Source organism: Psychrobacter sp. bablab_jr014 (assembly GCF_016464015.1).
GTDB lineage: Bacteria > Pseudomonadota > Gammaproteobacteria > Pseudomonadales > Moraxellaceae > Psychrobacter.
The window spans coordinates 1-5,470 of record NZ_JACDXT010000015.1; the positions used below are offsets into that span (position 1 = coordinate 1).

2 tRNA genes and 3 rRNA genes are annotated in these 5,470 nt (G+C 48.8%); all 5 read left to right on the forward strand.

Annotated features, from left to right (window positions below):
- Positions 1-122: 122 nt before the first annotated feature.
- The 5 genes from JIE71_RS04130 to rrf all read left to right on the forward strand — a co-directional run bounded on the left by JIE71_RS04130 (position 123) and on the right by rrf (position 5,466).
- Positions 123-1,660, forward strand: a 16S ribosomal RNA gene (locus JIE71_RS04130).
- Positions 1,661-1,812: 152 nt separating this feature from the next.
- Positions 1,813-1,889, forward strand: a tRNA-Ile gene (locus JIE71_RS04135).
- 90 nt (positions 1,890-1,979) lie between these two features.
- Positions 1,980-2,055 (forward strand) — tRNA-Ala (locus JIE71_RS04140).
- 321 nt (positions 2,056-2,376) lie between these two features.
- Positions 2,377-5,233 (forward strand): 23S ribosomal RNA (locus tag JIE71_RS04145).
- Positions 5,234-5,352: 119 nt separating this feature from the next.
- Positions 5,353-5,466: ribosomal RNA gene (gene rrf, locus JIE71_RS04150) — 5S ribosomal RNA — on the forward strand.
- The 16S, 23S and 5S rRNA genes sit together here with 2 tRNA genes alongside, the layout of an rRNA operon.
- Positions 5,467-5,470: the final 4 nt, after the last annotated feature.

A 5,470-nucleotide genomic window follows, 5' to 3' on the forward strand; every position in this document is an offset into this window, starting at 1 on the left:
AAATTATCATTCATGATTAGCAAATAACTCAAGTTAATTCATATACGAACATACGAAAAGTTAAATGCGAGTGATTGAATGAGCCAAGATTAGGGACCATCTTAAAAGGTCTCAAGTAGATTAAACTGAAGAGTTTGATCATGGCTCAGATTGAACGCTGGCGGCAGGCTTAACACATGCAAGTCGAGCGGTAACATTGGTAGCTTGCTACCAGATGACGAGCGGCGGACGGGTGAGTAATGCTTAGGAATCTACCTAGTAGTGGGGGATAGCTCGGGGAAACTCGAATTAATACCGCATACGTCCTACGGGAGAAAGCAGGGGATCTTTGGACCTTGCGCTATTAGATGAGCCTAAGTCGGATTAGCTAGTTGGTGGGGTAAAGGCCTACCAAGGCGACGATCTGTAGCTGGTCTGAGAGGATGATCAGCCACACTGGGACTGAGACACGGCCCAGACTCCTACGGGAGGCAGCAGTGGGGAATATTGGACAATGGGGGGAACCCTGATCCAGCCATGCCGCGTGTGTGAAGAAGGCCTTTTGGTTGTAAAGCACTTTAAGCAGTGAAGAAGAAGTTATGGTTAATACCCATAATGGATGACATTAGCTGCAGAATAAGCACCGGCTAACTCTGTGCCAGCAGCCGCGGTAATACAGAGGGTGCGAGCGTTAATCGGAATTACTGGGCGTAAAGCGAGCGTAGGTGGCTTAATAAGTCAGATGTGAAATCCCCGGGCTTAACCTGGGAACTGCATCTGAAACTGTTCGGCTAGAGTAGGTGAGAGGGAAGTAGAATTCCAGGTGTAGCGGTGAAATGCGTAGAGATCTGGAGGAATACCGATGGCGAAGGCAGCTTCCTGGCATCATACTGACACTGAGGTTCGAAAGCGTGGGTAGCAAACAGGATTAGATACCCTGGTAGTCCACGCCGTAAACGATGTCTACTAGTCGTTGGGTCCCTTGAGGACTTAGTGACGCAGCTAACGCAATAAGTAGACCGCCTGGGGAGTACGGCCGCAAGGTTAAAACTCAAATGAATTGACGGGGGCCCGCACAAGCGGTGGAGCATGTGGTTTAATTCGATGCAACGCGAAGAACCTTACCTGGTCTTGACATACACAGAATCTTGTAGAGATACGAGAGTGCCTTCGGGAATTGTGATACAGGTGCTGCATGGCTGTCGTCAGCTCGTGTCGTGAGATGTTGGGTTAAGTCCCGCAACGAGCGCAACCCTTTTCCTTAGTTACCAGCACTTCGGGTGGGAACTCTAAGGATACTGCCAGTGACAAACTGGAGGAAGGCGGGGACGACGTCAAGTCATCATGGCCCTTACGACCAGGGCTACACACGTGCTACAATGGTAGGTACAGAGGGCAGCTACACAGCGATGTGATGCGAATCTCAAAAAGCCTATCGTAGTCCAGATTGGAGTCTGCAACTCGACTCCATGAAGTAGGAATCGCTAGTAATCGCGGATCAGAATGCCGCGGTGAATACGTTCCCGGGCCTTGTACACACCGCCCGTCACACCATGGGAGTTGATTGCACCAGAAGTGGATAGCCTAACGTAAGAGGGCGTTCACCACGGTGTGGTCGATGACTGGGGTGAAGTCGTAACAAGGTAGCCGTAGGGGAACCTGCGGCTGGATCACCTCCTTAAATACGACATTCGGTCAGCAAGAATTCACAGCAAGTTGTTCTTTAGTAAAAGCGAGTATTAAGCTTAAGAGGTTTGAGTTTGATGAAAATTCTATTAAAAGAATTTTCCTTGCGCTCGGGTCAAAGCAGTGCTTTGACGATTTCCTCGCTCAGGGTCTGTAGCTCAGCTGGTTAGAGCACCGTGTTGATAACGCGGGGGTCATAAGTTCAAGTCTTATCAGACCCACCATCTTTACTAGGTGAAGCACCAGAAAATTCTATTAAAAGAATTTTCTCTTGCGAAACGAACAAAGCAGTGCTTTGTTTAGATCGTTTCTCAGGGGCCATAGCTCAGTTGGTAGAGCGCCTGCCTTGCACGCAGGAGGTCAGGAGTTCGACTCTCCTTGGCTCCACCACATTGCTTAATACGATAAAATAGAAACAAGTGATTGATAGGTGTTTGATACCTTGATTATTTGCTTTCTGTTTTATACAGATACTGCGACTTGAAGAGAGCGTAGGTATTATTTAAAAACATAGATATGAGTCTGGGTTAGTGATGACATTTCACGTGTCGTCATTAACCTTGGTAACTAATCCTTTAATGACATCAGTTGTTATCCCAGGGGTTGGTTGCCAAAAGTAAAGAGAACTGAATCAAGCGTAAACATAGGTGATATCGTTATCATTCATGATGATGCAAGCTTTAGTGGTTGAAAGACTGCTTGGGGTTGTATGGTCAAGTAATGAAGCGCACATGGTGGATGCCTTGGCAGTCAGAGGCGATGAAAGACGTGACAGCCTGCGATAAGCTTCGGGGAGGCGGCAATATCCTGTGATCCGGAGATTTCTGAATGGGGAAACCCACTTAGCATAAGCTAGGTATCTTATATTTATATAAGAGGCGAACGAGGGGAAGTGAAACATCTCAGTACCCTTAGGAAAAGACATCAAATGAGATTCCCCAAGTAGCGGCGAGCGAACGGGGAGGAGCCGATGGACTTTAGTGTAGAAGAACAGCGTGGGAAAGCTGACCATAGTAGGTGATAGTCCTGTATTTTAAACACTAGAGAACACATATTAAGTAGAGCGGGGCACGAGAAATCCTGTTTGAAGATGGGGGGACCATCCTCCAAGGCTAAATACTCCTGACTGACCGATAGTGAACCAGTACCGTGAGGGAAAGGCGAAAAGAACCCCTGTGAGGGGAGTGAAATAGAACCTGAAACCGTGTGCGTACAAGCAGTGGGAGCACCTTTATGGTGTGACCGCGTACCTTTTGTATAATGGGTCAGCGACTTATATTCTGTAGCGAGGTTAACCGTTTAGGGGAGCCGTAGGGAAACCGAGTCTTAATAGGGCGTCTAGTTGCAGGGTATAGACCCGAAACCGAGTGATCTATCCATGAGCAGGTTGAAAGTGCCGTAACAGGCACCGGAGGACCGAACCCACTGTCGTTGAAAAGCCAGGGGATGACTTGTGGATAGGGGTGAAAGGCTAATCAAACTCGGTGATAGCTGGTTCTCCCCGAAAGCTATTTAGGTAGCGCCTCGGACGAACACCATTGGGGGTAGAGCACTGTTTCGGCTAGGGGGTCATACCGACTTACCAAACCGATGCAAACTCCGAATACCGATGAGTGATATCCGGGAGACACACGGCGGGTGCTAACGTCCGTCGTGGAGAGGGAAACAACCCAGACCGCCAGCTAAGGCCCCAAATTCCTAGTTAAGTGGGAAACGAGGTGGGAAGGCATAGACAGCTAGGAGGTTGGCTTAGAAGCAGCCATCCTTTAAAGAAAGCGTAATAGCTCACTAGTCGAGTCGGCCCGCGCGGAAGATGTAACGGGGCTCAAACTAGGAGCCGAAGCTGCGGATTTGAAAATTGTTTCAAGTGGTAGGGGAGCGTTGTGTAAGCCTGTGAAGGTGTGTTGTAAAGCATGCTGGAGGTATCACAAGAGCGAATGCTGACGTGAGTAACGATAATGCGAGTGAAAAGCTCGCACGCCGGAAGACCAAGGGTTCCAGTCCAACGTTAATCGGGGCTGGGTGAGTCGACCCCTAAGGCGAGGCCGAAAGGCGTAGTCGATGGGAAATCGGTTAATATTCCGATACTTGTTTATGATGCGATGGAGGGACGGAGAAGGTTATGCCAGCCTAGTGATGGTTATCTAGGTGGAAGGATGTAGGTAGACAGTTTAGGCAAATCCGGACTGTTATATACCGAGATCTGATAGCAAGCTGTACATGTACAGCGAAGTGGCAAATACCATGCTTCCAGGAAAAGCTTCTAAGCGATAGTCATAAACGAATCGTACCCGAAACCGACACAGGTGGTCAGGTAGAGAATACCAAGGCGCTTGAGAGAACTCTGCTGAAGGAACTAGGCAAAATGGTACCGTAACTTCGGGAGAAGGTACGCTGCTGATGGTGAAGGACTTGCTCCGTAAGCTATTGGCAGTCGCAGATACCAGGCTGCTGCAACTGTTTATTAAAAACACAGCACTCTGCAAACACGAAAGTGGACGTATAGGGTGTGATGCCTGCCCGGTGCTGGAAGGTTAATTGATGGGCTTAGCGTAAGCGAAGGTCTTGATCGAAGCCCCAGTAAACGGCGGCCGTAACTATAACGGTCCTAAGGTAGCGAAATTCCTTGTCGGGTAAGTTCCGACCTGCACGAATGGCATAATGATGGCAGCGCTGTCTCCAGCAGAGACTCAGTGAAATCGAAATCGCAGTGAAGATGCTGTGTACCCGCGGCTAGACGGAAAGACCCCGTGAACCTTTACTACAGCTTTACATTGAACTTTGACCTGACTTGTGCAGGATAGGTGGGAGGCTTTGAAGCCGAGACGCTAGTCTTGGTGGAGCCATCCTTGAAATACCACCCTGGTCATGTTGGGGTTCTAACTCAGGTATAACAATACCGAGGACAATGTATGGTGGGTAGTTTGACTGGGGCGGTCTCCTCCTAAAGAGTAACGGAGGAGTACGAAGGTGCGCTCAGAACGGTCGGAAATCGTTCAAAGAGTATAAAGGCAAAAGCGCGCTTAACTGCGAGACCCACAAGTCGAGCAGGTACGAAAGTAGGTCTTAGTGATCCGGTGGTTCTGTATGGAAGGGCCATCGCTCAACGGATAAAAGGTACTCTGGGGATAACAGGCTGATACCGCCCAAGAGTTCATATCGACGGCGGTGTTTGGCACCTCGATGTCGGCTCATCTCATCCTAGGGCTGAAGCAGGTCCTAAGGGTATGGCTGTTCGCCATTTAAAGAGGTACGCGAGCTGGGTTTAGAACGTCGTGAGACAGTTCGGTCCCTATCTACCGTGGGCGTTGGAAATTTGAGAGGATCTGCTCCTAGTACGAGAGGACCAGAGTGGACGAACCTCTGGTGTTCGGGTTGTTACGCCAGTAGCATTGCCCGGTAGCTACGTTCGGATGGGATAACCGCTGAAAGCATCTAAGCGGGAAGCCCACCTCAAGATTAGATTTCCCTAAAGAGCCGTTCAAGACTAGGACGTTGATAGGTCAGGTGTGGAAGTGCAGCGATGCATGTAGCTAACTGATACTAATTGCTCGTTTGGCTTGACCATACAACACCCAAGTGGTTTGTATGTCAATTCATGAATCTATCTTGTATATTAAGATAAAAAGATAAAATCGATATCACCATATAGCTTGATTCAAATAAGACTCATATCTAACCCCCTTTGCTGACGACAATAGCACGATGGAACCACCTGATCCCTTCCCGAACTCAGAAGTGAAACATCGTAGCGCCAATGGTAGTGTGGTTCGCCCATGTGAGAGTAGGTCATCGTCAGCTCCTT